Genomic DNA, 25,946 nt, shown 5'->3' with positions numbered 1-25,946 from the left:
TGGTCTGTCCCCATGCAGAAGGACAGAGGATTAAGCGCTAAGCGCTGAATGCTGCCGTTCAAACTCGACCGGTGCCAGGTAATCCAGCGTCGAATGGCGGCGGCGATGATTGTAAAATCGGATGTAGTCGAATATATCCGCGCGGGCCTCGTCGTGACTCCGGTAGCGGGTCAAGTAAACCCGCTCCGCCTTCAACGACCGGAAGAAGCTTTCCATCGCAGCGTTGTCCCAGCAATTGCCCGCTCGTGAATGGCTCGGCACCATGCCGTGCCGTTTCAGCAACATCTGGTAATCAAACGCACAATACTGGTTGCCTCGGTCCGAATGCAGCAGCACCTCCCGCACCGGTTTCCGTCTGGCAACGGCCATCGTCAACGCAGCATGCACCAGTTCTTGCTGCATTCGATGGTGCATTGCCCAGCCGACCACGGCGCGGGAATACAAGTCCAGCACCACAGCCAGATACAGCCAGCCCTCGTCAGTACGGATGTAAGTCATGTCCGACACCCAGCGTTGATTCATCCCGGATGCGTCGAATTGCCGTTCCAGCCGATTTGGTGCCACCGGAAGCAGGTGTTGGCTGACCGGGACAGGTCGCCACCGTTTACGGGAACGTACCTTCAGCCCGCCTTGGCGCATCAGGCGGCCAACACGGTGGCGGCCACAGGCGAAGCCTTGTGCGACCAGTTCCGCATGTATCCGACGATGCCCATAGATGCCGTTGACTTCGGCATGGACCAGACGGATTTCCCGTAACAGCACGCGATTAGCCATCTCTCGCATCGAAGGCGGCCGGTTGCGCCAAGCGTAGTAGCTGCTCCGTGAGACGCGGAACAACTGGCACATGACGGCAACAGGATAACGCTCAGCAAGCGCCTGAATGGCGCGGTACTTCACTTCGTGGGCTGCGAGAAGATGGCGAGCGCTTTTTTTAGGACGTCACGCTCCATGGTGACGCGTGCTAGATCATCGCGCAGACGCTTGAGTTCGGCTGCTTCGCCCAGTTGCTTGCCATGACCAGGAAAGGCATCCATGCCCTTGAGCAGAAACTGGCGTTTCCATTTGCCCAGCAGGCCTTCGGTGATGCCGAAGGCCTGCGCCACGTGACGTAGCGGCGTGCCAGCCAGGATTTGCTCAACAGCTTCCCGCTTGAAGGACTCGGGAAAGGTACGGCGGATTTGGGTCATGAACACTCCTTGGTGGCGATTATCCACCTTAAGTTAGTGTCCTTCCGTATAGGGACAGACCAGTGCGTCGCATGCAATGCGTAGGGGAGCGGTGTCCCGAGATTGCTGTCGAGCCCGCTGGGTACGTCGATGGCTACGATGGCTTTACCCAGCTGATCAATGTGCTGGAGCGCCGCTATCAATGTCGAATCAAGTGGACGATTAAGCCCCGAGCCAAACAGGCCATCGATGATAATGTCACATTCTGCCAAGTCCGCCATGCGCCCTCGCAGGGCGGCGAGTGTGCCAAGCCGCGCGCGTGCTGCTTGAAAAGGTTCGAGCGTGGGGGCCGGCAGATCGGTGATCAGGCGAACACGCTGGCCGGCATCAACTAAATGCTGTGCGCAAATGACCGCGTCCGCACCGTTATTGCCCGGGCCGATGAGGATGCCGAAGTGCTTGCCTCGCTGGTGAGCAAGCAACCATTGGGCGATGGCTTGGCCGGCTTGCGCGATCAGTGACGGCTGGCGCTGTGCGTATTCAGCTTCAAGCTGTTTCAGCGTCGCCGCTAGGTACAGCGCGGTCATGGAAGGTCAGAGATTGAATGCTGCCAGTTGCTGCGCATCAAAAATGATTCGCCGCAACTGCTCGATTCTGGCCCGTTCTTCACCACGAACTTGGGCGCGTTCGGCGTTCTTTGGCCTTACCGAGAGCCGCACGGCGATACCTTCATGATCGAAAGCCAGTGTCGGGTAACCTTCATACCGGTGCCCCGCGTTGGCATCGACATGGCGGTAATCAACGCTGTGGTTGAGCAGGTAAAGCTCGATGCTTTTGGGGTCATCCAGATAGATGACCAGGTTGATGTCGGAGTGCGGCCCGGCCACGCCCGAGAGTACCGAGCCGGTGAGATAGGGCTCGAACGGTCCGAGCAGTTGCATCGCGCCGATCGCCGCAGCGCGCAAGGCTTGCAAATCTCCGGCATGCTGAGGTTGGTAGATGGCTCGGTAACTGGCCAGCGCGCCCTCTATCTCCTGATTGGAAGGTAAGAGTGCGTGATCCTCCAAACCCAACTGGCGCGCGGCTTTTTTCTTGGCGAGCGCGAAATCGTGCAGGTGATCCTCTGCGATCAGTTTGGCGGCGCGGTGGGCGATTTGTGCCCGGTGCGCCGCCGCGTGTCGCTCGGACGGAGTGTTCCTCGGCATGGCTTGCCTCCTAGAACAGCAGATCCTTGATCTCGTCGAGCGGCTGGGCGCTGGTGCCACCACCATCTCCGCCACCCAGCCCGAGTTCCGGATTGGTGCGGGTGTACTCGCTGTAGAAGTACTCGGTTTGCGGGCCGCGACTGGTGTCGATGCTTTGCGTAACGATGCCTTCCGGTACAGCGTAATCGTATACCGGAACGTTGCGCAGTGCCTTGCTCATGAAATTGATCCAGATCGGCAGCGCCAGGCGCCCACCATATTCACCGGCGCCCAATGACTTGGGTTGGTCGAAGCCGACCCAGGTGATTGCGACTAGCGATGGTTGATAGCCGGCGAACCAGGCGTCGCGCATATCGTTGGTCGTGCCGGTTTTGCCGGCAAGATCTGCTCGGCCAAGCGCTTTGTTGGCGCGGGAGGCAGTGCCGTAGCGAACGACATCATGCAGCATGCTGGTCATCATGAATGCGTTGCGTGCATCGATGGTTCGTTTGGCATTCTTGCCGGCAATCTCCGGCTGGGTTTGTGCCAGCACGCGGCCGCGACTGTCTTCAATCCGGTCGATGAAGTAGGAGTGCACCCGATAACCGGTGTTGGCAAACACCGAATAGCCTTCAGCCATCTGCAATGGGGTCACGCTCCCGGCGCCGAGGGCCATGGTCAGATAGGCCGGGTGGTCTTTGGGGTTGAAGCCAAAGCGCGGCAGGTACTGCTGGGCATACTCGGCACCGATCGATTGCAGGATGCGAATCGATACCAGGTTGCGCGACAGCGTCAGCGCGTTGCGGACGGTCATCAACCCCAGATACTTGCCATCGTCGTTTTGTGGCTCCCACTTCTGACCACCGAGCTGTTCCGGATTGATCACCAGCGGGGCATCATTGATCAGCGTAGCCGGTGTGACTCCGCGCTCAAGTGCAGATGAATAGACAAAGGGTTTGAAGCTGGAGCCTGGCTGGCGCTTGGCTTGGGTGACGTGATTGAAGTGGCTGCGGGAGAAGTCGAAGCCACCCACTAGCGAGCGAATGGCGCCCGATTGCGGATCCATTGAGACAAAAGCGCCTTCGACCTGCGGTAACTGACTGATCTGCCAGCCCTTGGGTCCCTGTTTGACACGGATGATCGCGCCAGGGCGTATCCGGTTGGCGGGGGTGTTTTTGGCCGAAAGCGCCGAGCGTGCAAACGACAAGCCATCGGCACCGATTTGCAGCTTCTCGCCACCCTTTAGATAGACCTCTACGGCTTGCTGCGAGGCACTTAGCACCACCGCGGCACGCAATTCGTCGTAGTCGTTGGTGTCGGCGAGCGCTTCGTCGAGCGCTTCTTCGTTGCCGCTGTTCAGCAAGTTGGCATCAACAAAGCCTTCGGGGCCGCGATAGCCGTGCCGAACATCGTAGCCGAACAGACCTTCGCGCAGCGCTTGATAGCCATCGGTTTGTTGTTGGCTATCAAGCGTGGTGTAGACCTGAAAGCCTTGGGTGTAGGCCACGTCCTTGTAGCGCTCGACCATCATCTGGCGAACCATTTCGGCAATGTATTCGGCGTGAACCGTGTACTGCAGGCTGCCACGCTTGAGTTCAAGCGGTGCCTGCTGCGCTTCCTGGTATTGCTGATCGGTGATGAAGCGCAATTCGTGCATTCTGCGCAACACATATTGCTGGCGTAGCGTGGCTCGTTTTGGATTCACAACCGGGTTGAAGGCCGATGGCGCCTTGGGCAAGCCGGCCAGCATGGCGTACTGGGCCACGCTCAAGGATTTCAGGTCTTTGCCGAAATAGGTTTGAGCGGCAGTGGTAAAGCCGTAAGCGCGTTGTCCGAGATAAATCTGATTGATGTAAAGCTCGAGGATCTGATCTTTGGAGAGATTGTGCTCGATCTTGAATGAAAGTAAGGCTTCGTTGAATTTACGGGTGAAAGTTTTCTCGTTGGACAGGTAGAAGTTGCGCGCGACCTGCATGGTGATCGTGCTGGCACCTGACTGGGAGTGTCCGGAGAGGATATTGCCGAGCATGGCCCTGGCCACGCCGATATAGTCAATGCCGCCGTGCTGATAAAATCGCTCGTCCTCGGCCGCGAGCAGTGCCTGTTTCATTAATTGGGGCACTTGGTCGATTGGTGTGAATGCACGGCGTTCTTCACCGAATTCGCCAATGAGTACCCGATCTGATGTATAAACCCGCAGCGGGATTTTGGGCTGGTAGTCGGTGAGTGCATTGAGCGCCGGCAAGCGCGGGTAAGTGATCACCACCGCGAAAAACACAAGGCCGGCCGTCACCAGAATCAGGCCGATTAAGGCACCGGTGACGATCATCAAAATTCGTTTTGTCATTGTCGTTTAATCAAGAATTGACATGAGTTAATTTACGCTAAAGCATGATTGTTGCAAAAATAAATCGGCTTCTCACGGTAACTTTACAGCCCGAAGAACCCGCTGTTAGCATCAAAAAGTAGAATTGAAAAAAATTACGCCAATTTCCTATTTTCTAAGGAAAAATACGTGTTGAATCTCGACTTTCTCAAGCCGAAGGCGCCGCCGCTGATCGGGGTGGACATCAGCTCGTCGGCCGTGAAGATGGTCGAACTGGGTATGGTCGGACGCAACTTCAGCCTGGAACGGTACGTCATCGAGCCGTTGCCGAAAGATGCCGTCAGTGACGGCAACATTGCCAATATGGACGTGGTCAGCGAAGCCGTACGCCGTGCGTGGCGCCATCTGGATTCCCGTATCAAAAACGTGGCGATCGCCTTGCCGGCCGCCGCGGTGATCAGCAAAAAAATCCTGGTTCCGGCCGGGCTTTCCGAGCGCGAGCTTGAAACCCAGGTCGAAATGGAAGCGAATCAGTATATTCCGTTCTCGCTGGACGAGGTTAACCTCGACTTCCAGTTGCTCGGACAGTCTGCTGCCGTGCCGGAAGAAGAAGAGGTGCTGATCGCCGCCGCCAAGAAGGAAAAGGTCGATGAGCGCGTTGCCGTGATCGAGGCTTCTGGGCTCAAGGCGGTGGTGGTCGATGTTGAATCGTATGCGACCCAGGCCGCGTTCGAGTTGATGCGCCCGCAGCTGCCCGGTCATGGTGATAACCAGATCGTCGCGGTGGTCGACATCGGCGCGACCGCGATGCACATGAACATCTTCAAGGACGGCCAGTCGATCTACAGTCGCGATCAGGCCTATGCCGGCAACCAGTTGACGCAGGAAATCCAGCGCAAGTTCGGCATGTCGTCCGAAGAGGCCGAGCAGGCGAAGAAAACCGGTGGCCTGCCCGAGAACTACGAGCCGGAAGTGCTGCAGCCCTTCATCGATACGCTGGCACTGGAAATCTCCCGTTCCTTGCAGTTCTTCTATACGTCCAGCAATTACAACTCGGTTGACCACATCCTGCTCGCCGGCGGGTGCAGCGCGATTCACGGGCTTGATGAGGCCGTGTCGACCCGTGCGCAGGTACCTAGCACGATGCGGGCAAATCCCTTTTTTGGTATGGCGACCGGCAAGATTCGCGGCAAGCAGATTCAGCTTGATGCGCCCTCCTTGCTGATCGCATGTGGTTTGGCGATGCGGAGGTTTGACCCGTCATGATCCGGATTAACCTGCTTCCCCACCGCGAGCAACGCCGGGTGGCGCGTCAGCGCCGCTACATCGGCATGCTGGGCACCAGTTTTATCGCCGCCGTTGGTGTCGTGATTGCCGGCTATATGTTTTACAACGCCCGCATCGACACGCAGGACGAGCGCAACCGCTTCATGGCCGAAGAAAATGCCAAGCTTGAGCGCGAGATTGCCGAAATCGAGAAGCTCAAGGCCGAACGGCAGGCGCTGCTTGACCGTAAAACGGTGGTCGAGCGCTTGCAGTCGAACCGCTCGGAAACGGTTCATGTGATGGATCAGCTCGCGCGGCAGACGCCCGAGGGGATTTATCTCAAGGACGTGAAGCAGAACGGCGACACGCTGGTCCTGCTTGGCTACGCGCAATCGAACGCGCGCGTGTCGACCTTGATGCGCAACCTGAACGATTCGGAAGTGTTCGAGCAGCCGCTGCTGATTGAAGTGAAATCGGCTCAGGTCGCCAACCAGCGTCTTTCCGAGTTCACCCTCAATATCAAGATCACCCGCAGCGGCGGGGACGAGCGGGCGGCCTCCACGCCGGCTGCTGTGCCGCGCGCTTAAGGGGGCAGCCATGACGCTAGACGAAATACGCAATCTGGATCCAAAGAATATCGGCGATTGGCCGATGGGTGCACAGATCGGTCTGCTCGCCATTGTTTTTGCCGTGGTGGTTGGCGCTGGCTACGGCTACGTCTGGAGTGACCAGATGCAGGCACTCGACGAAGGCCGGGCCAAGGAAGAGCAGCTGAAAATCGAGTTTCTCGACAAAAAGAAAAAGGCCATCAATCTTGAGGCCTATCGGCAGCAGCTGGTAGAAATCCAGCTGTCCTTCGGCGCCTTGCTCAAGCAGTTGCCGAACAAGTCGGAAATGGAAACCCTGCTGACCGAGGTCAACCAGGCTGGTGTGGGTCGGGGTTTGCAGTTCGAGTTGTTCAAGCCGGGAACCGAGATCAAGACGGCTGAATTTGCCGAATTACCCATCGATATCCGCATTGTGGGTAGCTATCACGATCTGTCTGCATTCGTGAGCGACGTGGCGCAGCTGTCGCGGATTGTGACGCTGAGCAATATCCAGCTGAGCAATGGCAAGGATGGGGACACCCTGGTCATGCAGGCGGTAGCCAAAACCTACCGTTCGCTGGATGACGCCGAATTGCAGTCGATTCGTCAGGCGGAAGCCGACGCGAAGAAGAAAAAGCGCTAGGCACAGGGGCACACATGAAAAGAACGATCGTGCTGATGCTGGCAGCCTTGGGCTTGACCGGCTGCTTCGGAGAAGAGAACAGCGATCTCAAGGAGTGGATGAAGGAGCAGTCGGACGGATTGCGCGGCAAGGTCGAACCTCTGCCCGAGGTCAAACCGTACAAGCCTTTCACTTACGATGCCTTTACGCTGGTTGATCCCTTCCGTCCCGCAAAGATGGAAGTCGCCAAGCGCTCGAACAATTCGGGCCTGGCGCCGAACATGAACCGGCCGCGAGAAGTGCTGGAGAACTACGATCTGGAAAAGCTGCGCATGGTGGGCACGCTGCAACAGGGCAAGGTGATTCAGGCACTGATACGCGGGCCGGACGGTAATCTGTACCGAGTCAAACCCGGGAGCTATATGGGGCAGAACTTCGGGATGGTGACGGGAATTTCCGAGACGGAGGTCAAACTCAAGGAAATCGTCGAGGATAGCGGGGGAGATTGGGTTGAGCGGGAAACCGCCCTGGCCCTGGATGACGCGGAGCAGAAAAAATGAAGAAATACATGATGCTGCAGCGGGTGTGGGCGGTGTGCTGCGCGTTCGCGGCAACGGTTGCGTTCGCGGCCGATAACAACATCACCAATGTCGAGGTGAGTAGCCTGTCCGCAGAAAAGCAGGTGATCAAGCTGACATTCAGTGGCCCGGCGCCGACACCGACCAGTTTTTCGGTCAACACGCCGCCACGCATTGCGCTGGACTTTGCCAATACCGGCAACCAGTTCGATAAGAGTTCGATTCAGGTCAACGGTAGTGCGCTGCGACTGATCAATATCGCCGAGGGCAACGGCCGCACGCGTTTGGTGCTCAATCTGCAAAAGCAGGCGTCGTATCAAACCCAAGCCAACGGCAACACGCTGCTGGTGACGGTCGATGGCGCGCAAGGTGGTGTGGTCGCCAAGCAGAAAGTGACCCAATTCGCACCGACCAAGGCCAGCGGGGGCGCTGACAGCATCCAGAATGTCGATTTCCGTCGCGGCAACACCGGTGAAGGCAAGATCGTCATCGACCTGTCGAGTCCGAATGTCGGTATCGATATCCGCCAGCAGGGTCAAACGCTGATCGTCGAGTTCAACAAGGCCGCGCTGCCCAAAAACCTTGAACGCAGCATGGACGTGGCCGATTTCGGTACGCCGGTACAGAAGGTCGATACCTATAGCCAGGGCAATCAGACCAAGATGGTCATTCAGCCCAAGGGAGTGTGGGAGTACTCGGCTTACCAGACCGAGAACCGCTTCATCATCGAAGTGCGTGACTCAAGCGCCGACAAGAAACTCGCCAATCTCAAGCCCAATTACAAGGGCGAAAAACTGTCGCTGAATTTCCAGAGCGTCGAAATTCGTACCGTACTGCAGGTGATCGCCGAGTTTACCGGCCTGAACATCATTACCAGCGATACCGTCAGCGGCAACCTGACCTTGCGACTGAAGGACGTGCCGTGGGATCAGGCGCTGGAGATCATTCTGCAAGCCAAGGGGCTGGATCAGCGTCGTAGTGGCAATGTGCTGTGGATCGCGCCGCGTGATGAACTCGCCGCGAAGGAAAAGCAGGAGCTGGAGTCGAAGAAACAGATCTCCGAGCTGGAACCGACCCGCACCGAGTATTTCACGCTGAAGTATCACAAGGCCGAGGCGTTCGAGAAAATCCTCAAGGATGACAAGCAGAAGATCCTCTCGCCACGCGGTAGTGCGGTCATCGATCCTCGTACCAATACCCTGATCATTCAGGATATTCCGGCCAAGCTGGAGCAGATTCGCGAGATGCTTGGCAAGATCGACATTGCGGTGCGTCAGGTGATGATCGAGGCGCGGATTGTCGAGGCCACCGATGGTTTTAGCCGCAACTTGGGGGTGAAATTCCACGGTGTCGGCTGGAAGGGCGATGTGGTTGGTGGTGGCGCACTGACGACCAAGGAAGTCAAGGGTTCCGATGGTGCGGTTGTCCCGGCGATCGCCGGCAATGTGCCATCGGTCAATCTGCCGGCCGCCGCAATCAACGGTTTCAGTGCAGGCTCGATCGCGATGCTGATTGCCGGTAATGATGGTTTGCTCGGTCTGGAACTGTCGGCGCTGGAAGCGGACGGCAAGGGCAAGATCGTATCGAGCCCGCGCCTGGTGACTGCGGATCAGGTCGAGGCGGTGATCGAAGATGGCCAAGAGATCCCGTACACCGAAACCGCTCCGAACGGTGCCACCTCGGTGTCGTTCAAGAAGGCAACGCTGTCGCTGAGAGTGACGCCGCAGATTACCCCGGATGGCAATGTGATCATGGACGTCAAGGTCAACAAGGATAGCCGCGGTCGGGATACGCTGGCCGGCCCGTCCATCGACACCAAGCAAGTGCAGACCAAGGTGTTGGTGGAGAACGGTGGCACGGTCGTGATCGGCGGTATCTATATCCAGGAAACCGGCAAGGATGTGCACAAGGTGCCGTTCCTTGGCGATATCCCGGGCTTGGGCTATCTGTTCAGAAATACCGCGACCCGTGACGAGAAGCGCGAACTGCTGATTTTCATCACGCCGAAGATCCTCGATTCGAATCTGTCGTTGCGTTAAGGTGGGTTCCCCCGCCGCGGCCATGGGCTTGCGGCGGGGGTTTCGGATACAATGCTTGGCATGAAACTGCCAGGCAATTTTTATTTGGTCGGCCTGATGGGGGCCGGTAAGACGACTGTCGGCCGGGCCTTGGCGCGCGCGACCGACAAGACGTTTTACGACTCCGATCACGAGATCATCGCCCGCAGCGGCGCGCGGATCCCGGTGATCTTTGAGGTCGAAGGCGAAGATGGATTTCGCAAGCGTGAAGCGGCGGCGATCGCCGAGCTGACCGCCTTGCACGGCGTCGTGCTCGCCACCGGTGGCGGTGCGGTGCTCAATCCGGACAACCGCGACTGCCTGCGCCGCAACGGCTTCGTGATCTACCTGCGTGCCAGCGTCGACGATCTGTTCGCGCGCACCTCGCACGACAAGAATCGCCCGCTCTTGCAGACAGCCAATCCGAAGCAGAAGCTGCAGGAGCTGTTCGAGGCGCGGGATCCGATCTATTGCGAGCTCGCCGACCTCGTCATCGACACCAGCAGCCAGACCGTGCAATCGCTGACGCAGCGCCTGCTGCGCGAACTGGAAAAAAAGCTCAATGCGTAACGTCAAAGTCGAAATCGCCCATGCGCCGTACGACATCCTGATCGGCCGCGATGTGCTCGCCGATGTGTCGGCCATCGTCGCCCAGCTGCCGCAAAAGCGCGTGGCCATCGTCAGCAATGAAACGGTCGCGCCGCTGTATTTACCGCGCCTGCAGGCCGCGCTTGAAGCCGCCGATGTGCAGGTGCACACCATCGTGCTGCCGGATGGCGAGCGCTTCAAGACCTGGGAAACGTTGAACCTGATTTTCGACGGCTTGCTCTCGGCACGTTGCGAACGCAAGACGACGCTGATCGCGCTCGGTGGCGGCGTGATCGGCGATATGACCGGTTTTGCCGCGGCGGTCTACCAGCGCGGCGTGCCGTTTATCCAGATTCCGACCACGCTGCTGGCGCAGGTCGACTCCTCGGTTGGCGGCAAGACGGCGATCAACCATCCGCTGGGCAAGAACATGATTGGCGCTTTTTATCAGCCCAAGCTGGTGCTGGCCGATCTGGCGACGCTCGATACGCTGCCGGCGCGCGAGTTCTCTGCTGGCATGGCCGAGGTGATCAAGTACGGTTTGATCGACGATCTGGCGTTCTTCGAGTGGCTTGAGGCCAATATCGACGCAGTGATGGCGCGTGATGTCGATGCGCTTGAATACCTGATTGAGCGTTGCTGCCAGAACAAGGCGCGTATCGTCGCAGCCGATGAAAAAGAGCACGGCCAGCGCGCGCTGCTGAATCTCGGCCACACCTTCGGCCACGCGATCGAAGCCGGCCTCGGCTACGGTGCCTGGTTGCACGGCGAAGCGGTTGCCGCCGGCATGGTGCTGGCGGCATTGGCGTCGCGCGAACTGGGGCAGATTTCCGAAGCCGAGCTGGCACGGATCAAGGCCTTGATCGAAAAATCCGGCCTGCCGGTGGTGTCGCCCAAGCTGGGCGAGGATCGTTATCTTGAGTTGATGGCGCAGGACAAGAAGGTCGACGCCGGCAAGATCAAGTTCATCCTGCTGGAGAAGCTTGGCCAGTCGTATATCGGCGAGCTGGAGGTGGCGACGGTGAAGGCGGCACTGGCTGCCGGTTGCGCCGCGTAGGCGGCCCTGGATGTGAAAAGCCCCGCTTGGCGGGGCTTTTTCATTTCTGGTCGTCCAGCGCGTCGATGTATTCGGCCAGCGTTGCCGTCAGCGGCTGGCGCATCGCCACGACGGTCGGCGCCAGGCCGGCTTCGACGCCGGCGCTCAGTGGCGTCACCACTTGTTCGTAGATATCCAGCAGCGTAATCCGCTCGACCGCGACCGCGATCAGCCATTCGCCTTCACGGCTCGCCTCGACCCAGTTGCGTAGCGACATCCGCTCCAGCAGGGCCTGGGTTGCATCGAGCCCGAGGCCGACGCGGCGACGCAGCGTATCGATGTGCAGCACCTCGCCGTTGCCGTGTGCCTGCGCCAGCGTCAGCAGTATCCGCACGGCCTGCTCGAAGCGGGTGCCATGGTGACGGCCCCAGCGCCAGCCGTCGCCGTGCCAGTACGACAGCGATGCCGACAGCACCGCACCGCCGAGCACGATCACCCAGCACAGATACAGCCACAGCAGGAAGATCGGGAATGCCGCGAAGGCGCCGTACAGCAGTTTGTAGGCGCCGAACTGCTGGATGTAGAGCCCGAACAGCTTCTTCATCAGTTCCAGCAACACCGTGGTCACCGCTGCCGCGGTGAGTGCGTGTGTACGCGGCACATAGCAGTTGGGCACCGCGACATACAGCAGCGCCAGCGAGGCGAAACTCAGTGCGACCGGGGCGATCGCGAACAGCGACGTCGTGCCTAGCCCATGCGATAGCCAAGAGGTCAGCGACAGGCTGACGCCGAGCACCAGCGGCCCCAGCGTCAGCGCCGCCCAGTAGATCAGCGTGCGCGACAGCAGCCGGCGCGGTTTTTGTACGCCCCAGATTTCGTTGAGGGTTTTCTCGATCGTGAACACTAGCAGCAAGGCGGTGATCGCCAGCGCGACCATACCCAGTGCCGTGAGCTTTTCGGCATTGTCGGAAAACTGCCGCATATAGGTGCCGACGATGCGTCCGCCGGTGTCCGGCACCAGATTGGAGAGGATGAAGGCGCGGAAACGCCCGCTGTAGGCGCTGAACATCGGGAAGGCCGAGAACAGCGTCAGCGCGATGGTGAACAGCGGCACGATCGCCAGCATGGTGGTGTAGGCGAGGCTGCCGGCGGTCTGCATGCAGCGGTCGGCGACGAGACGTTGGGCGACGAAACGGGCAAAGCCCGACAGCCGTCGCCAGTCGGCAAGTTCGCTCAGACGCGGAAAAGGTCGGCGCATCGATCAAGGCCAAGGTTTCAATCGTTTTATAATACCGCACCCCTCAATCCGGAGCCGCCATGCGCGACGTTCTCGTCCTTTATTACTCCACCCACGGTGCGACGCGCCAACTGGCGCAGCTGATTGCCCGCGGCATCGAATCGGTCCCCGGCGCGCAGGCGCGTCTGCGTACGGTGCCGCGTATTTCAACCGTGTGCGAAGCGGTCGAAGCGACGATTCCGGACAGCGGCGCACCCTACGTCGAATTGGCCGATCTGACCGAATGCATAGCCGTGGCGCTGGGTAGCCCGACGCGTTTCGGCAATATGGCGGCACCGCTCAAGTATTTTCTCGATGGCACGGTCAACGACTGGCTGAGTGGCACGCTCGCCGGTAAACCCGCCTGCGTGTTCACCAGCACCGGCTCGATGCACGGTGGCAATGAGACGACCTTGCTGAGCATGATGCTGCCGCTGCTGCACCACGGCATGGTCATCGTCGGCACGCCATATACCGAACCGTTACTGTCGACGACGACGTCGGGCGGCACGCCGTACGGCCCCAGCCATATCGCCGGGCCGGAAAGCCGCCTGCCGATCAGCGAGGCCGAAAAGCAGCTGGCGATTCTGCAAGGACGCCGATTGGCCGAAATTGCGCTGAAACTGGCGGTGCCGCGATGAGCCCGCACGATCGCCGCGCGATGGCGCAATGGTGCGCCGTTGGTAGTGTGGTGGCGCTGATTGCGCTGTGTCTGGCCTGGGAGTTGGTCTTGGCGCCGCTGCGACCCGGTGGCTCGACCCTGGCGCTGAAAGCCCTGCCGCTGCTGTTGCCGCTGCGTGGGCTGATCCACGGCCGGCGCTACACCTATCAGTGGACGTCGATGTTCATCCTGCTGTGGTGGGCCGAGGGGCTGATGCGGGTGTGGAGTGATGCCGGTTTGTCGCGCTGGCTGGCGGGCGGGGAGGTGTTGCTGGCAACGGTGTGCTTCGTTGCGGTGTCGTGCTACGCCAAGTGGACTCGCCCGAGCGTGCTGGCGGCCGAAAACGACTAAGGAAATCCTGCTGGCTGCGTTGTGCTTGCTTGCCGTACTTGTTTGTACTGTCTGCGCTTCGCACGCCTTGCCAGCATCGCTTCGCTGGATTTTCTTAACCGTTTGGGGGAAAAGAAGCGGCCGGGCGCCTCGTCGCAACAGCAAGCTTGTGGCTTGTGCTGGCGGGCGGATCGGCTGCCATGATGGGCAGCCGCCGGGCTCGCCTTGTGGGCAAGCCGGTTTCCGGCGCAATGTTTGGCCTGTTTCTTATTGCATGTCCGGATCGGTGGCGTCGTCCATAGCCGTCCCAGCATGGGGGCGACACCGGTTCGGAATGATCGTTACACCGGCTGCGGGTGAGTCCGCTCGTTCTTGCTCGCCAGCTTGTTGACCGCCGAGATATAGGCCTTGGCGCTGGCGACGAGGATGTCGGTATCGGCACCCTGGCCGTTGACGATGCGGCCATCGCGGCTCAGGCGCACGGTGACTTCGCCCTGGCTGTCGGTGCCCTGGGTGATCGCGTTGACCGAGTACAGTTGCAGCTCGGCGCCGGTTGCGACCAGCGATTCGATCGCCTTGAACACCGCATCGACCGGGCCGTCGCCCTGGGCATCGGCGTGACGTTCCTGGCCGGCCTCGGTCATCACCAGATTCGCCAGCGGAATTTCGCCGGTTTCCGACACCACTTTCAGCGACGTCAGCCGGTAGGTTTCCTGCTCGATCGAGATCAGCTCGTCCGACACCAGTGCGTGCAGGTCTTCGTCGAAGATTTCGCGCTTCTTGTCGGCGAGCGCCTTGAAGCGCGCGAAGGCGGCGTTCAGCGCTTCCTCGCTGTCGAGCACGATGCCGAGCTCGGACAACTTGGTCTTGAAGGCGTTGCGGCCCGACAGTTTTCCCAGGGTCAGCTTGTTGGCGGCCCAGCCGACCGATTCGGCGCTCATGATTTCGTAGGTTTCGCGGTGCTTGAGCACGCCGTCCTGATGGATGCCCGATTCGTGCGAGAACGCATTGGCGCCGACGATGGCCTTGTTCGGCTGCACCGGATAGCCGGTGACGGTCGAGACCAGCTTGCTGGTCGGGACGATCTGCGTCGCGTCGACGCGAGTTTCGACGCCGAAGATATCGTGGCGGGTTTTCACCGCCATGACGATTTCCTCGAGGCTGGCGTTGCCGGCGCGTTCGCCGAGGCCGTTGATGGTGCACTCGACCTGACGCGCGCCGCCCATTACCGCAGCGAGCGAGTTGGCGACGGCCATGCCGAGGTCGTCGTGGCAATGCGCCGACCAGATCACGCTGTCGCCACCGGGTGTCTTGGCGATCAGCTCGCGGAAAAAGCGTTCGGTCAGTTGCGGTACGGCGTAGCCAACGGTGTCGGGCACGTTGATGGTCTTGGCGCCGGCCTTGATCACTTCACCGAAAATGCGCGCGAGGAAGTCGATATCGCTGCGGAGCGCATCTTCGGCCGAGAATTCGATGTCGGCGGTGTATTCGCCGGCGATCTTCACCGCCTTCACCGCTGCGGCGACGACTTCGTCCGGGCTCATCCGCAGCTTCTTCTCCATATGGATCGGGCTGGTGGCGATAAAGGTGTGAATGCGGCCCTTGGCGGCGGGGCGGATGGCTTCACCGGCGGCCCGCACGTCACGCTCGTTGGCGCGGGCCAGTGAACAGACCGTCGATTCTTTCACCGCTTCGGCGATGGCGTGGATTGCAGCAGCATCACCGGGACTGGCGGCGGCAAACCCCGCTTCGATGATGTCGACACCGAGTTTTTCCAGCTGGCGGGCGACGCGAATTTTCTCTTCACGCGTCATCGACGCACCGGGTGACTGTTCGCCGTCACGCAAGGTTGTGTCGAAAATGTACAAACGTTCGCCCATGACCGGCTCTCCCCAAGTGATCGATGCCGGCTGCGTACCGGCCAGATAAGACTGAATGTTGAATTGATGTCCGCGGCTGGCCGCGAGCTGTGCGAGTTTGTTGAGTTGAGACAGCGGCAGCGTGCCGCGTTCGCGCCATTTGTAGATGGCTGCGCGCGAGACGGGCTCATCGGGGAAGGCAATATTGAGTGCCTCCGCCAGCGGCCCCGGCCCGCCGAACTCGGCGATTAGACGTTCGATGTCCAATTGCACGCTGTTTCTCCTCATGTCTGAGTGGCTAGATTACGAATTGTCGGACGTTGAGTCAAACTGTTTTGTCGATATCGTGCGTCGTTGCGAAAAAAAGCGCCCGATTGGGCGCTTTTTAGTTCGATGTTAGACGTTGTGTCTAATCAGGCGGCTTCCTGCCGCTTGTTGCGGCGCAGACATTGCCACAACCAGTACACATAGCCAGAGAGGCCATAGCCGGCGAAGAACAGGAACAGCGCCAGCGCCGGCTTGGCCGCCAGCACGATCAACACCAAGACCAGGATCAGCATGGCGTAGAACGGTACCGTTTTACGAACGTTGAATTCCTTGAAGCTCCAGAAGCGCACGTTCACGACCATCGACAGACCGGCGAACAGTGTCGTTGCGATCGCGACATAGGGCAGCAGGTGGATGACCGGGGCGATTTCCTCGGCGAACTCGTGCACGTTCCACACGAGTCCGGCGATGATGCCGGCGGCGGCAGGACTGGCCAGCCCCTGGAACCAGCGCTTGTCGACAATGCCGATGTTGACGTTGAAGCGCGCCAGACGCAGTGCCGCGCAGGCACAGTAGACAAAGGCGACGATCCAGCCGAGCTTGCCGTAGTCCTTGAGCATCCACGCGTAGGTGACCAGCGCCGGCGCGACGCCAAAGCTGACCATATCCGACAGGCTATCGAGCTGCGCGCCGAACTCCGACTGCGTATGCGTCATCCGCGCAACCCGGCCATCGAGCCCGTCAAGGATCATGGCGACGAAAATAGCCACCGCCGCGTGTTCAAAGCGGTTATTCATCCCCTGAACGATGGCGTAGAAACCGGCAAAGAGCGCACCCAAGGTAAACAGGTTGGGCAACAGATAAATGCTCTGCCGGCGCAGATTCATCGGGCTTTTGGCATTCGGGGTCATGGTTCTCTCTGGTCGTGGCAGGGGCATATCAGCTGCCGGTGAATGTTTTACCAGGCAGAGTTTAATACGCCAGGCGCTGCTCGGGGCAAACCGCCGGCAGCGCGCAGGCGTGATGAGCGCGCGGCGCTTGCGTTACAATCGCCGGTTTGATGAGATGCGGAGCGCTTTGTGCCCGAACGCCTGAAAATCCTGTTGCAGTACGCGCTGCCCAAGCTGGCGCTCACGGTCTTTGCCGGATGGGTCGCCACGCCGGCACGCGGCAAGGTCACGACATGGATCATTCGCCGCTTCGTGGCCAGATATGGCGTGAATATGCACGAGGCCGCCGATTCGGATATCGCCAGCTACGCCAGCTTCAACGATTTCTTTACCCGTGCACTCAAGCCGGGCGCCCGTCCGCTGGCCGCGTCAGCATTGGTCTGTCCGGTCGACGGCGCCATCAGCCAGTGCGGTGCGATCGAGCAGGAGCAGATCTTCCAGGCCAAGGGCCACAGCTACTCGACCACGGCGCTGGTGGGCGGCGATGCCGCGCTGGCACATCGGTTCGACAATGGCAGCTTCGCCACCATCTATCTCAGCCCCAAGGATTACCACCGCATCCACATGCCGTGCGACGGGCGTCTGCTGCAGATGATTTATGTGCCCGGCGAGCTGTTTTCGGTCAACCCGGCGACGGCGCGCAATGTGCCGGGCCTGTTTGCCCGCAACGAGCGCGTGGTCTGCGTGTTCGAGGGTGAGCAAGGGCCGTTTGTGCTGGTGCTGGTCGGCGCGACCATCGTTGGCAGCATGGCCACCGCCTGGCACGGCATGGTCAACCCGCCGCGCGAGCAGGCCGTTCGTCGCTGGGACTACCGCGACCAGCAGATCATGTTGAAGAAAGGCGAGGAAATGGGGCGCTTCCTGCTGGGCTCGACCGTCGTGCTGCTGTTTCCACAGCCGGGTGTGCAGTTTTCCAGCGCCTGGAGGCCGGCCAAATCCGTTCGCTTGGGCGAGGCAATGGCGGGTTGATCGGCCGATTGCCGTTCACGCGCAGCGCGATGGCCCCGCCCCGGCGGGGCTTTTTCATGGGCTGAACTCAGGCTTGAGACACTTTTCCACGCTGCCAGGCGTTTCATTTCGGCGGCCGTGGTGCGGCACGGCGCGCCCTGCCTCAATACCTGTAGCTGCGACTGCCGTGCCCAGCACGTGCACGGCCCAAGGCTAGGCTGGGCATGGTTTTTCGAGCCTATTGTGTCTCAAACCTGATGCAAACGCGCTGACGTGGCCATATAAAAAAAACTAAATTCCCTTTTTATTCATCGTCTTATGTGCACCTGGCACGCCGCCTGCATTACTCCTGGCAAGCAAGTCAGGAGTCGAGATCATGTGGTCATCCCGTTTCAGCTACAGCAGTCCGGTTCTGGCAGTGGCGATCTTCGCCGCAAGCCAAGCGGCTTTGGCCGTCGAAGGGGGAATCCTGATCAGTCGCGACGTTGCACCGCGCATTGCCTACCGCCCGGATAGCCCGAAGTCACCGAACCCGGTCGAAGTCAGCGCTTCGCCGGCTCGTCAAACCACCGACGCGACCCGCGATGTTGCCGGTTGGAGCCAAGCCGACGAGGCGCTGATGGGCAAGCTGCATGCAGGACAGACCGGTGGACAAAGTTTTGGCGGCGCAACCGCTGCCTGGAGCAGCCCGGCCGCAGCCGGTGGTGCAGGGCGAATGGCTGGTGCAGGTGGTGCGAGTGGTGTCGGCCGGACGATCAGTGGCGCGACCGCGGGCATTGCCGGCCAGCTTGGCCAGGCGCTGGCTCCGTTGACGGCACGTTAGGAGAACAACATGAACGCAACGTGGCCCCTGCTGTATGTGTCCTTGCTGCCGCTGGCTGCAGCAGCCGATGTCGCCGTGATCACCAATACGGGCGCTAACGGACAAGGCGTGCTGTCGATCAACCAGGCCGCCGGCAATGTCAACGCCGCTGCCAATCTGCGCAGTCTGACAATGAACTCGGACGGTGCCGCGATGGCACAGGCGGTCGGCACGGTGGTAAACGTGGCGGTGCAAGCGGGAGGGGGCGGCAATGTGCCGCAGGCCCGGATCGAAGGCACTTCGTTCAGTGGATTCAATGGTGTGCTGGGCATCAACCAGCAAGCCGGTCAACAAAATGCAGTCGGCAATACGCTGGCGATCGCGGTGGGAACCACCGCGCAGGCAAGTGCCGGCCTGATCGTGGTACGCGGCGCCGACGATGCCTTGCTGTCCGGGCAGGGCGGGCAAGCGGCGCTGGAGCAACTCGCGGCGCCGGGATTGCCGCAAACGAGTATCGACCCGGCTGCCTTTCGGGGTGGTCGTGGGGTGGTGCAAGTCAACCAGGTTGCGGGTAACGGCAATGTCGCCGGCAACGCGCTGGCCGTGCAGTTCTCGCGTCCGCCTGGTTAACAACCGGCTTGTTACAACAGGCCAAACTCGTAGTTCCTTCGTGTGCAGTACTTTTATCGAGCTCTGAGGAGATGCAAGATGAAAACCCTGAAACTGACCGCTGTTGCGCTGGCTCTTGCTGCTGTTTCGACCACTGCTCTGGCTAGCCGCCCGCTGCCCCCCAAAGAACATCCGAAAAAACCGCCGGTCGTTTCGACCAAGACGTCGACAATTACCGACAAAACCGAATCGGACACCAAGTCGACCCATACTTATGTCGGCAGTACCAAGGCAACCGCCGAAACCTCGGTGAAGGTTGAGGTCAGCGGTGATGCCAAGAACATCAAGGGCGATCATGCCGCTGCTGCGACGGTCGACGCAGTGCAAAAAAGCATCGACAACACGGTCTTCATTTTGGACCCGTCGAACTCCGAGCTGAACTATTCCGGCAACGACTTCCAGGGCAATCTCGGTGCCAACTCGGCCGCCGGTATCGGCAACCAGCAGAACAATTCGTTGGCCATTGCGTCGACCGAGGCTGGCAAGTCCGGCGGGGGCCGTGGAGAGCGTGGCAAGCCGCATTATGGCTCGAGTAAGGGCATCGCCACCGCAGCTGTGACCTACGAGCAGAACAGCGAGCTGAACGACGTGACCATTTTCGACTACACGTGGTGGAACGGCGTGGATGTGAAGTCCGAGCTGAACCACAGCTTCAACGGTTTCCAGGGCAATGGTGGCGGCAACTCGGCGGCCGGGGTCGGCAACCAGCAGGGCAACTACACGGCGATCGCCTCGGTTGATAACGGTGTTCTGGCCGTTGCGACGACCGGCGGCCTGCAGCTGAGCGATCACAACAAGGTCAAGGTAGCGTTTATCTCCAACAAAGCCGAGCTGAACAACTCCGCCAACTGCTTCACGGGCAGCGCGGGCCTGAACTCGGCGGCCGGCATCGGCAACCAGCAAGTCAATACCCTGGCGATTGCCTCGGCGCGCTAAGCGCCCCGGCATAAGGGACAACGCGGAAGGGGCAACCCTTTCGCGTCCTCATATCATGAAAGCCTTTCTCTTCTCCCTGTTGTTGGCCAACGCGGTGCCGCTGTGTGCCGCCGAAATGCCGGTTCCCGGCTTCACCGGTGCGACGCGGCCCCAGCTCAAGGCCGTCAGCCTGCGCGAGGCGCGGTTCCGCAACGTCGTCGAGCAGAAGACCGATTTCAGTTGTGGTGCGGCTGCGCTCGCAACCATGTTGAGTTACGCCTATGGCCTGGATGCGCCGGAGGAGGTGGTACTGCAGGGCATGATGCAAGGTGCCGACTCGCAGGCGGTGCAGCGTCTGGGCTTCTCGATGCTTGACATGAAACGCTACGTCGAGGCGCTGGGGTTTCGCAGCAAGGGTTACCAGATGAGTGCGGCAGCGTTGCCGAATCTGAAGGTTCCGGTGATCACGTTGCTGGATACGAATGGCTATAAGCATTTCGTGGTGTTGCGCAAGGCCACGGCGGACCGGGTTTTCGTCGCCGACCCGTCGGTCGGTAACCGGGAAATGCGTATGGACGAGTTTTTGCCGCAATGGAGCGGTGTATTGCTGGCGGTGGTCGGCCAGGGCTACCGGGTGGATAACCCACTGGTACGTATTACGCCCCGGCTTTCGGCGAGGTCTGCGGTCGACGCGGCGCAGCCGGTCCCGGTCGCCGAGCTGATCGAGTTCGGCTTTCGCCACAGCGATTTTTTCTAGCCCGTGTCTGACAGGAGCGAGCGATGGACAAGCGATTTTACGTTGGCGCGTTGGCGCTGGTGTGCTGTACGCCGCTGTACGCCGTCGAGCGCATCGACGCCATGCCGCAGTTCTCCACCCTCGATGATGCGGCGATGGCAAACCTGCGCGGACGCTATCTGAACGCCGGTGAGGTGCTGCACTTTGGCGTGCAACTGGCGACGGTCTGGACGCGGCCTGATGGTAGCAGGGTCGGCGGCGCGGTAGCGCTGGCGGTGGAGCCGGGGCGTGGCGCGACGCTGACACGCTACAATCTGGCCGGTGCCACGACCCAGGGCGTTTCGACCGCTGCTGGCGCGACACCGGTCGACGTGACCGGTGTCGCCCAGGTCAACCAGATCGCCGGGGCGGGGAATCACGCGAACAACCGGACCGTGATCGATCTCGTCGAAGGGCGACCCGCTGCGGGGCTGCCGGCCGGTGACGGCTGGCAGCAGGTGAGCGTCGTCCCGACCAACACCAGCGGCACACTGGCGTTGACCGTCAACGGCGGCGCAGCCGGCTTGAGTACCCAGTCCGTCGGCGGCGGCAAGCTGTCGCAGCTGACGGTGATCCGTGGCAACGGTATCCAGGTCGACAACGCCATGCGCATCACGGTCGGCCTGCGCCCAAGTGCCTCCGGGCAGGGCACGATTGCCGCATCGATTCCTGCGCTGACCCAGGGGCTTTCACGCTAAGCGGCTTGCGGCCCGCTCAGCTCTCGTCGCTGGCGGTATCGTGCCGGTTTTCATGATCGAGCTCGGCGCGTTCATCGGCCGAGAGAACGAGGCCCAGGTGCTTCTGCATCAAGCGGTAGAACGTTGCGCGTGACACGCCCAGTTCCTGCGCCGCCTTGACGTTGCTGCCGTTGTGCAGCGCCAGTGCCAGCCGGACTGCGTCACGCTCCGCTTCCTTGCGGGCATTTTCCAGCGTCCGGCCCTCGAACGATGCGTTCGGATTCAGGCCCATGTCCTGCGGCTTGATATGCCGGCCGCTGGCCATCACCAGTCCCTGGCAGATGCGGTTGGTCAGTTCGCGGACGTTGCCGGGCCAGGAATAGGCGACCATCGCCCTGGCCGTTTCCGTTGCGAGACGCTTGCGCGGCACGCCCAGGCGGCCGGCGTGATATTCCAGTAGGTAGTGCGCGATCGGCAGGATGTCGCTGTGGCGTTCGCGCAGCGGCGGCAGGTGCAGGCGACAGACGTTGAGCCGGTAAAACAGGTCTTCCCGGAATCGGCCCAGCGCAATGGCCTTGGGCAGGTCGACGTGGGTGGCCGAAACCACGCGGGCGCTGACGGAAATCGGCGTGTTACCGCCGACGCGGTCGATGATGCCTTCTTGCAGAAAGCGCAGCAGGTTGACCTGGGTGTCGAAGGTCATGTCGCCGATTTCGTCGAGAAACAGCGTTCCCTTGTTGGCGGCTTCGATACGGCCGATGCGTCTTTCCGATGCACCGGTAAAGGCACCGCGCTCGTGACCAAACAGTTCGGACTGCACCAGGTTGGCCGGCAGGCTGCCGCAGTTGACCGCAATGAAAGGCGCATCGGCACGTGAGGACTGCTGGTGCAGCGCCCGGGCGATCAACTCCTTGCCGGTGCCCGATTCGCCGCTGATCAGTACGTTGACGTCGGTAGGGGCGATCTTGCGGATATCGCGACGAATGCGCTGAATGCTCGGATGCTCGCCGATGATTTCGCCCTGGTATTCGTTCTCGCTGGTTTGCTGGGAGCGATGCAGCGTGGCCATGCCGTGTGCCCGGCCCAGTGTGACAATCAGCACACCGGGATTGACAGGCAGGCTGTGGTAGTCGTAGCAGAATTCGTCGATGAAGCGCGCGACATGCGGGCTGCTGATCAGCCGCTGCTCAACCAGCAAAATCCAGGCGAGATCATGCTTGGCGAATTGCGGCGCCAGCTTCGGTAATCTGGGTAGCAGTTGTTCGTCGGCGTAGATCAGCCCGACCGTGGCATTGCCGACGTGGCGGACGCTGGCCAGCCGCTGTGCATCGGGGAAATGCATGACCTGCCAGCCAGAGGCACTCAGCACCGAGTGCCATGGTTCTTTCAGATTGCCGCCGACCTGGAATAGAAATTTATCCGCAATGCTCATGCTGCTTCTCCAAGGGGCTGCTTTTATGTATTCAGTTTTTTTTATTGTCGAACCGGGATCTAGAAGTTGTATGGCATCTTGATCGATACGGTGTAATTGGCTGCCTCCGGCGTCAGTCCGATGGCCAGGTTGGGTATAACCGACATATCTTTGCTGACTGCGTAGGTCATACCCACGTTAAAGGTGGCGACGTTGGCATCGCTGCCGATGACATCGCTCCAGGTTGTACCTTCCGCGCGGATGCGGCTCTTGCGAACCAGCTGCTGCGAATATGACAGGCCCAGGCTGAGTTTCTCGTTCAGCGCGAAGGCGGTGCCGGCGCCGAATTGCAGGCTGCTGCCTTGCTGCACTTCGCCCGCCTGCGTTGTTTCGACATTGGCGCTGATGTCGTCGAAGCTACGCTTGAAGTAATAGCTGTAACCGACGTTGGCAAAGATCACCGCCGGATCGACGGTTTTGACTACTGCCAGTCCGCCGGTCAGGCCCCACATGCCGCTACCGGTGGGTAGTTCCGATGGCACCATCAGGTTGCCATTGCTGCCGGGGACCTCGGCCAGTTTGATGCCATAAGGTTCTTTGCCGGTCGGCGCGCGCAGGCTCAGGCTGGCGGTGGTATCCGGCCAGTCGATCGTTTCCTGTATCAGCTTGTAGGCTATGCCGACGTTGACATCACCGAGCTGTGGCGAACGGGTGACTTCGGCTTCGGACACGCTGGTGGCGGCGCCGCCGGCGCCACCGGAGAAATACTGGGCATTGCGGTAGACGAAGGGAGTGCTGATGTCGAACTGCCAGCGCGGGCTCGGTGAGTAACGGGCGGTCAGATCCAGTGTGAGCGTGTCCTGCTTGGTTCGGTCGAGATTGATATTGCCTAGAAAGATCGAGTCCAGCGCCAGAAAGCCGCTGAGCTTGAGCTCGCGCGTGTCGTAGTGGCTGTAAGTCAGCCCCGCCTCAAGCGAATAGCGGCTCGACGAATTGAAACCACTGGCCGCTTGATAGATGTCCTCGACGCTCTTGGGCGCATCGCCGGCCGTTTTATCGGCGGGAACCGGGGGTAGCGGCGGTAGCAGCTGGCGTGGTGGCGCCACGGCGGCAACGACGCTACCTTGTTGTGGCTGGCCCGGCGCATTACCCGTTTTGTTCCAGGTGCCGGGGCTGGTCTGTTTGGCGAGCGGGGGGGCGGTGCCAACCAGTTTGTTGTTCAAATCGCCGACCATTTTTTGCAAAGCCTGGATCTGATCTTCCAGCGCCGCCAGTTTGGCCGCTTGCTGCTGGTTCGCTTGTCTGAGCTGCTCAATCTGGGAATTGGGCTTGGCTTTGGGAGGGATTGCGAAGGCGAGCTGGCATGAGATGGCCATGACCGTGAGGGGCACGGCGCAGATGCGTTTGTCCATATGAATTCCTGAGGGGATGATCAATTGACAGGGACACGTCTGCATCTGGTGCACGCTCATGATTGGCGGCGCCTTGTGAGCGCTGCCAACGAATGGCATGGCGACGTTCTAATTAGTGTGAATGTCATTTGCCCCTTTCTAATTTCTATACCAAATCTTGCCTTGTTGGCAAGTTTGAATGGCATTCAGATTGAAGGGTAAGCTGGGAATATCGCTCTGGGCGATGGGATTGCACGTCATCAGTCTAGTCGAGCATCCCGCGGATTTACCGGGTATTGCAGCATGAGTCGCCAGGTGCATGGGCGAAGGGGCGGGCAAAGCCGGCTGTCAGCTTGTTGCCAAAAATGCTTCAGATGCTTCGGCACTCATCGCATCACCGCCGATAAGGGCGGTCGTAATCTGCAGCACTACTGGCGTAGTCGAGTTCATCTCGTGCGGCATGCGGAGCGGGCAAAAAAAACGGCCAGCAAAGGCTGGCCGTTTCGGGTGATGCACGGTGTCGAATTAGTTCTTCGACTGGTCGACGATCTTGTTTGCCTGAATCCACGGCATCATCTCACGCAGCTTGGCACCAACGACTTCGATGCCGTGCGCGGCGTTGTTACGACGGGCAGCGGTCATCGAGGCGTAGTTGGTCTGGCCTTCCAGAATGAACTGCTTGGCGTATTCGCCAGTCTGGATGTTCTTCAGTGCCTGACGCATCGCCTTGCGGGATTCTTCGTTGATCACCTTCGGGCCGGTCACGTATTCACCGTATTCGGCATTGTTGGAGATCGAGTAGTTCATGTTGGCGATGCCGCCTTCGAACATCAGGTCGACGATCAGCTTCAGCTCGTGCAGGCATTCGAAGTAGGCCATTTCCGGCTCGTAGCCGGCTTCAACTAGGGTCTCGAAGCCCATCTTCACCAGTTCAACGGCGCCACCGCACAGCACGGCCTGTTCGCCGAACAGGTCGGTTTCGGTCTCGTCCTTGAAGGTGGTTTCGATGATACCGGTACGGCCGCCGCCGACGCCGCTGGCGTACGACAGCGCGGTTTGCTTGGCCTTGCCCGATGCATCCTGGAAGATGGCGATCAGGTCAGGTACGCCGCCGCCACGGACGAATTCGGAACGCACGGTGTGGCCCGGTGCCTTCGGTGCGATCATGATCACGTCCAGATCCTTGCGCGGCACGACCTGGTTGTAGTGGATCGCGAAGCCGTGAGCGAACGCCAGCGTCGCGCCCTGCTTGATGTTCGGCTCGATCTCGTCCAGGTACAGCTTGGATTGGAATTCGTCCGGGGTCAGGATCATCACCACGTCGGCGTTGGCGACGGCGGTCTTCACGTCGGAAACCTTCAGGCCGTGAGCTTCGGCTTTCTTAACGGTCGCCGAGCCTGCGCGCAGACCCACGGTCACGTCAACGCCGGAGTCCTTCAGGTTGCAGGCGTGGGCATGGCCTTGCGAGCCGTAGCCGATGATGGCGACCTTCTTGCCGCGGATGATCGAGATATCACAATCTTTGTCGTAGGAAACTTTCATTGTTTCATTCCTTTTTGAATGGCGGGGCGGCGCTCGCCCCAAGTTCAGCGTATTGAAATCGGT

26 protein-coding genes are annotated in these 25,946 nt (G+C 60.3%); 15 read left to right on the top strand and 11 right to left on the bottom strand.

Annotated features, from left to right (window positions below):
• Positions 1-30: 30 nt before the first annotated feature.
• The 5 genes from JLC71_RS11495 to JLC71_RS11475 are packed head-to-tail and all read right to left on the bottom strand — an operon-like array spanning position 31 to position 4,697.
• Entirely contained in the window at positions 31-897 is an 867-nt protein-coding gene (locus JLC71_RS11495) for an IS3 family transposase (protein ID WP_200915552.1), read from the bottom strand.
• Positions 894-1,187, bottom strand: coding sequence for a transposase (locus JLC71_RS11490; protein ID WP_200914865.1), 294 nt, complete (start codon positions 1,185-1,187; stop codon positions 894-896). Before JLC71_RS11490 ends, JLC71_RS11495 begins: the two co-directional genes overlap by 4 nt.
• Entirely contained in the window at positions 1,184-1,753 is a 570-nt protein-coding gene (locus JLC71_RS11485; RefSeq protein ID WP_200915551.1) for an NAD(P)H-hydrate epimerase, read from the bottom strand. Before JLC71_RS11485 ends, JLC71_RS11490 begins: the two co-directional genes overlap by 4 nt.
• A 6-nt stretch (positions 1,754-1,759) precedes the next feature.
• Entirely contained in the window at positions 1,760-2,437 is a 678-nt protein-coding gene (locus JLC71_RS11480) for a nucleotidyltransferase family protein (protein ID WP_200915550.1), read from the bottom strand.
• The gene (locus tag JLC71_RS11475) at positions 2,382-4,697 is read right to left on the bottom strand and encodes a penicillin-binding protein 1A (RefSeq protein ID WP_200915549.1); all 2,316 of its coding nucleotides are present in this window, start codon (positions 4,695-4,697) and stop codon (positions 2,382-2,384) included. Before JLC71_RS11475 ends, JLC71_RS11480 begins: the two co-directional genes overlap by 56 nt.
• Before the next feature lie 168 nt (positions 4,698-4,865).
• Between JLC71_RS11475 and JLC71_RS11470 the strand changes: the two genes are divergently transcribed.
• The 7 genes from JLC71_RS11470 to aroB are packed head-to-tail and all read left to right on the top strand — an operon-like array spanning position 4,866 to position 11,431.
• Complete coding sequence (locus tag JLC71_RS11470; protein ID WP_236250875.1) at positions 4,866-5,942, top strand: pilus assembly protein PilM; 1,077 nt, start codon at positions 4,866-4,868, stop codon at positions 5,940-5,942.
• A complete protein-coding gene (locus tag JLC71_RS11465) occupies positions 5,939-6,529 on the top strand; it encodes a PilN domain-containing protein (protein WP_200915548.1) in 591 nt (196 codons plus the stop codon). The genes JLC71_RS11470 and JLC71_RS11465 overlap by 4 nt, the downstream gene beginning before the upstream one ends.
• Positions 6,530-6,539: 10 nt before the next feature.
• The gene (locus JLC71_RS11460) at positions 6,540-7,172 is read left to right on the top strand and encodes a type IV pilus inner membrane component PilO (RefSeq protein WP_200915547.1); all 633 of its coding nucleotides are present in this window, start codon (positions 6,540-6,542) and stop codon (positions 7,170-7,172) included.
• A gap of 14 nt (positions 7,173-7,186) precedes the next feature.
• Positions 7,187-7,711 carry a pilus assembly protein PilP gene (locus tag JLC71_RS11455; RefSeq protein WP_200915546.1) on the top strand — a complete coding sequence of 175 codons (525 nt, stop codon included), beginning with the start codon at positions 7,187-7,189 and terminating at the stop codon, positions 7,709-7,711.
• Positions 7,708-9,768, top strand: a complete 2,061-nt coding sequence (locus JLC71_RS11450) for a type IV pilus secretin PilQ (RefSeq protein WP_200915545.1) — start codon at positions 7,708-7,710, stop codon at positions 9,766-9,768. The genes JLC71_RS11455 and JLC71_RS11450 overlap by 4 nt, the downstream gene beginning before the upstream one ends.
• 51 nt (positions 9,769-9,819) lie before the next feature.
• Positions 9,820-10,356, top strand: coding sequence for a shikimate kinase (locus tag JLC71_RS11445; protein ID WP_200915544.1), 537 nt, complete (start codon positions 9,820-9,822; stop codon positions 10,354-10,356).
• Positions 10,349-11,431 carry a 3-dehydroquinate synthase gene (gene aroB / locus JLC71_RS11440; RefSeq protein WP_200915543.1) on the top strand — a complete coding sequence of 361 codons (1,083 nt, stop codon included), beginning with the start codon at positions 10,349-10,351 and terminating at the stop codon, positions 11,429-11,431. The genes JLC71_RS11445 and aroB overlap by 8 nt, the downstream gene beginning before the upstream one ends.
• A 40-nt stretch (positions 11,432-11,471) precedes the next feature.
• Here the strand turns inward: aroB and JLC71_RS11435 are convergent, their stop codons facing one another.
• Positions 11,472-12,668: a YihY family inner membrane protein gene (locus tag JLC71_RS11435; RefSeq protein WP_200915542.1), complete on the bottom strand. Its 1,197-nt coding sequence runs from the start codon at positions 12,666-12,668 to the stop codon at positions 11,472-11,474.
• Positions 12,669-12,727: 59 nt separating this feature from the next.
• On the opposite strand from JLC71_RS11435, the gene wrbA reads away from it, so the two are divergent.
• Together wrbA and JLC71_RS11425 are read left to right on the top strand one after the other, a co-directional pair.
• Positions 12,728-13,327, top strand: coding sequence for an NAD(P)H:quinone oxidoreductase (wrbA, locus tag JLC71_RS11430; RefSeq protein ID WP_200915541.1), 600 nt, complete (start codon positions 12,728-12,730; stop codon positions 13,325-13,327).
• A complete protein-coding gene (locus JLC71_RS11425) occupies positions 13,324-13,698 on the top strand; it encodes a DUF2069 domain-containing protein (RefSeq protein ID WP_236250874.1) in 375 nt (124 codons plus the stop codon). The genes wrbA and JLC71_RS11425 overlap by 4 nt, the downstream gene beginning before the upstream one ends.
• Positions 13,699-14,018: 320 nt before the next feature.
• Here JLC71_RS11425 and JLC71_RS11420 read toward each other — a convergent pair whose 3' ends face one another.
• Together JLC71_RS11420 and pssA are read right to left on the bottom strand one after the other, a co-directional pair.
• The gene (locus JLC71_RS11420) at positions 14,019-15,809 is read right to left on the bottom strand and encodes a 2-isopropylmalate synthase (protein ID WP_200915540.1); all 1,791 of its coding nucleotides are present in this window, start codon (positions 15,807-15,809) and stop codon (positions 14,019-14,021) included.
• Positions 15,810-15,949: 140 nt separating this feature from the next.
• Complete coding sequence (gene pssA, locus JLC71_RS11415) at positions 15,950-16,714, bottom strand: CDP-diacylglycerol--serine O-phosphatidyltransferase (protein WP_200915539.1); 765 nt, start codon at positions 16,712-16,714, stop codon at positions 15,950-15,952.
• 168 nt (positions 16,715-16,882) lie between these two features.
• Between pssA and asd the strand changes: the two genes are divergently transcribed.
• The 6 genes from asd to JLC71_RS11385 all read left to right on the top strand — a co-directional run bounded on the left by asd (position 16,883) and on the right by JLC71_RS11385 (position 21,560).
• Complete coding sequence (gene asd, locus JLC71_RS11410; RefSeq protein ID WP_200915538.1) at positions 16,883-17,722, top strand: archaetidylserine decarboxylase; 840 nt, start codon at positions 16,883-16,885, stop codon at positions 17,720-17,722.
• 355 nt (positions 17,723-18,077) lie between these two features.
• Positions 18,078-18,524, top strand: a complete 447-nt coding sequence (locus tag JLC71_RS11405) for a FapA family amyloid fibril periplasmic chaperone (RefSeq protein WP_200915537.1) — start codon at positions 18,078-18,080, stop codon at positions 18,522-18,524.
• 9 nt (positions 18,525-18,533) lie between these two features.
• Positions 18,534-19,133, top strand: coding sequence for a FapB/FapC family functional amyloid domain-containing protein (locus tag JLC71_RS11400; protein WP_200915536.1), 600 nt, complete (start codon positions 18,534-18,536; stop codon positions 19,131-19,133).
• 78 nt (positions 19,134-19,211) lie between these two features.
• Complete coding sequence (locus JLC71_RS11395) at positions 19,212-20,108, top strand: FapB/FapC family functional amyloid domain-containing protein (RefSeq protein ID WP_200915535.1); 897 nt, start codon at positions 19,212-19,214, stop codon at positions 20,106-20,108.
• A gap of 55 nt (positions 20,109-20,163) precedes the next feature.
• On the top strand, positions 20,164-20,844 hold the full coding sequence (locus JLC71_RS11390) for a C39 family peptidase (RefSeq protein ID WP_200915534.1): 681 nt from the start codon (positions 20,164-20,166) through the stop codon (positions 20,842-20,844).
• Between the two features lie 23 nt (positions 20,845-20,867).
• Positions 20,868-21,560, top strand: a complete 693-nt coding sequence (locus tag JLC71_RS11385) for a hypothetical protein (protein ID WP_200915533.1) — start codon at positions 20,868-20,870, stop codon at positions 21,558-21,560.
• Positions 21,561-21,576: 16 nt separating this feature from the next.
• Here the strand turns inward: JLC71_RS11385 and JLC71_RS11380 are convergent, their stop codons facing one another.
• The 3 genes from JLC71_RS11380 to ilvC form a co-directional block, all read right to left on the bottom strand.
• A complete protein-coding gene (locus tag JLC71_RS11380) occupies positions 21,577-22,971 on the bottom strand; it encodes a sigma-54 dependent transcriptional regulator (RefSeq protein ID WP_200915532.1) in 1,395 nt (464 codons plus the stop codon).
• A 59-nt stretch (positions 22,972-23,030) separates the two neighbouring features.
• Positions 23,031-24,362 carry a transporter gene (locus JLC71_RS11375; RefSeq protein WP_200915531.1) on the bottom strand — a complete coding sequence of 444 codons (1,332 nt, stop codon included), beginning with the start codon at positions 24,360-24,362 and terminating at the stop codon, positions 23,031-23,033.
• Positions 24,363-24,866: 504 nt separating this feature from the next.
• Complete coding sequence (ilvC, locus tag JLC71_RS11370) at positions 24,867-25,925, bottom strand: ketol-acid reductoisomerase (RefSeq protein ID WP_374757599.1); 1,059 nt, start codon at positions 25,923-25,925, stop codon at positions 24,867-24,869.
• Positions 25,926-25,946: the final 21 nt, after the last annotated feature.

The sequence above is a fragment of the Jeongeupia sp. HS-3 genome (assembly GCF_015140455.1).
In the GTDB taxonomy this organism is placed as follows: Bacteria; Pseudomonadota; Gammaproteobacteria; order Burkholderiales; family Chitinibacteraceae; genus Jeongeupia.
Note: the sequence above shows the minus strand (reverse complement) of the source record. Positions and strands in the feature narration are given on the sequence as shown.

Excerpts from the sequence above, each read along its gene's own strand:
- JLC71_RS11490 (WP_200914865.1), bottom strand. The coding sequence starts at position 1,187 with ATGACCCAAATCCGCCGTACCTTTCCCGAGTCCTTCAAGCGGGAAGCT.
- JLC71_RS11485 (WP_200915551.1), bottom strand. The coding sequence starts at position 1,753 with ATGACCGCGCTGTACCTAGCGGCGACGCTGAAACAGCTTGAAGCTGAA.
- JLC71_RS11480 (WP_200915550.1), bottom strand. The coding sequence starts at position 2,437 with ATGGTGGTGGCACCAGCGCCCAGCCGCTCGACGAGATCAAGGATCTGC.
- JLC71_RS11475 (WP_200915549.1), bottom strand. The coding sequence starts at position 4,697 with ATGACAAAACGAATTTTGATGATCGTCACCGGTGCCTTAATCGGCCTG.
- JLC71_RS11465 (WP_200915548.1), top strand. The coding sequence starts at position 5,939 with ATGATCCGGATTAACCTGCTTCCCCACCGCGAGCAACGCCGGGTGGCG.
- JLC71_RS11460 (WP_200915547.1), top strand. The coding sequence starts at position 6,540 with ATGACGCTAGACGAAATACGCAATCTGGATCCAAAGAATATCGGCGAT.
- JLC71_RS11455 (WP_200915546.1), top strand. The coding sequence starts at position 7,187 with ATGAAAAGAACGATCGTGCTGATGCTGGCAGCCTTGGGCTTGACCGGC.
- JLC71_RS11450 (WP_200915545.1), top strand. The coding sequence starts at position 7,708 with ATGAAGAAATACATGATGCTGCAGCGGGTGTGGGCGGTGTGCTGCGCG.
- JLC71_RS11445 (WP_200915544.1), top strand. The coding sequence starts at position 9,820 with ATGCTTGGCATGAAACTGCCAGGCAATTTTTATTTGGTCGGCCTGATG.
- aroB (WP_200915543.1), top strand. The coding sequence starts at position 10,349 with ATGCGTAACGTCAAAGTCGAAATCGCCCATGCGCCGTACGACATCCTG.
- JLC71_RS11435 (WP_200915542.1), bottom strand. The coding sequence starts at position 12,668 with ATGCGCCGACCTTTTCCGCGTCTGAGCGAACTTGCCGACTGGCGACGG.
- wrbA (WP_200915541.1), top strand. The coding sequence starts at position 12,728 with ATGCGCGACGTTCTCGTCCTTTATTACTCCACCCACGGTGCGACGCGC.
- JLC71_RS11425 (WP_236250874.1), top strand. The coding sequence starts at position 13,324 with ATGAGCCCGCACGATCGCCGCGCGATGGCGCAATGGTGCGCCGTTGGT.
- pssA (WP_200915539.1), bottom strand. The coding sequence starts at position 16,714 with ATGACCCCGAATGCCAAAAGCCCGATGAATCTGCGCCGGCAGAGCATT.
- JLC71_RS11405 (WP_200915537.1), top strand. The coding sequence starts at position 18,078 with ATGTGGTCATCCCGTTTCAGCTACAGCAGTCCGGTTCTGGCAGTGGCG.
- JLC71_RS11400 (WP_200915536.1), top strand. The coding sequence starts at position 18,534 with ATGAACGCAACGTGGCCCCTGCTGTATGTGTCCTTGCTGCCGCTGGCT.
- JLC71_RS11395 (WP_200915535.1), top strand. The coding sequence starts at position 19,212 with ATGAAAACCCTGAAACTGACCGCTGTTGCGCTGGCTCTTGCTGCTGTT.
- JLC71_RS11390 (WP_200915534.1), top strand. The coding sequence starts at position 20,164 with ATGAAAGCCTTTCTCTTCTCCCTGTTGTTGGCCAACGCGGTGCCGCTG.
- JLC71_RS11385 (WP_200915533.1), top strand. The coding sequence starts at position 20,868 with ATGGACAAGCGATTTTACGTTGGCGCGTTGGCGCTGGTGTGCTGTACG.
- JLC71_RS11380 (WP_200915532.1), bottom strand. The coding sequence starts at position 22,971 with ATGAGCATTGCGGATAAATTTCTATTCCAGGTCGGCGGCAATCTGAAA.
- JLC71_RS11375 (WP_200915531.1), bottom strand. The coding sequence starts at position 24,362 with ATGGACAAACGCATCTGCGCCGTGCCCCTCACGGTCATGGCCATCTCA.